The organism is Bacillus sp. Medicinal_06 (assembly GCF_056711665.1).
The window spans coordinates 1-458 of record NZ_JBWYHD010000067.1; the positions used below are offsets into that span (position 1 = coordinate 1).

3 tRNA genes are annotated in these 458 nt (G+C 53.5%); all 3 read right to left on the reverse strand.

Going from position 1 to position 458, the window contains the following annotated elements:
• Positions 1-130 precede the first annotated feature (130 nt).
• The 3 genes from AC1M36_RS28500 to AC1M36_RS28510 all read right to left on the reverse strand — a co-directional run bounded on the left by AC1M36_RS28500 (position 131) and on the right by AC1M36_RS28510 (position 374).
• Positions 131-206, reverse strand: a tRNA-Ala gene (locus AC1M36_RS28500).
• 12 nt (positions 207-218) lie between these two features.
• A tRNA-Pro gene (locus AC1M36_RS28505) sits at positions 219-292 on the reverse strand.
• An 8-nt stretch (positions 293-300) separates the two neighbouring features.
• A tRNA-Arg gene (locus AC1M36_RS28510) sits at positions 301-374 on the reverse strand.
• Between the last annotated feature and the right edge of the window lie 84 nt (positions 375-458).

Consider the following 458-nt stretch of genomic DNA (forward strand, 5'->3'; position numbering starts at 1 on the left):
GCATGTATTAGGCACGCCGCCAGCGTTCATCCTGAGCCAGGATCAAACTCTCCAATAAAGTTTGTCTAGCATCTAAAATAAAAATTGACGTTTCACGTTGTTTGTTTCGTTCAGTTTTCAAAGAACTTTTTGGTGGAGCCTAGCGGGATCGAACCGCTGACCTCCTGCGTGCAAGGCAGGCGCTCTCCCAGCTGAGCTAAGGCCCCAAAATATAAATATCGGGAAGACAGGATTTGAACCTGCGACCCCCTGGTCCCAAACCAGGTGCTCTACCAAGCTGAGCCACTTCCCGAAGGAAAACGCGCCCGAGAGGAGTCGAACCCCTAACCTCTTGATCCGTAGTCAAACGCTCTATCCAATTGAGCTACGGGCGCATATGGTGCCGAGGGCGGGGGTCGAACCCGCACGGTGGTCACCCACCGCAGGATTTTAAGTCCTGTGCGTCTGCCTGTTCCGCC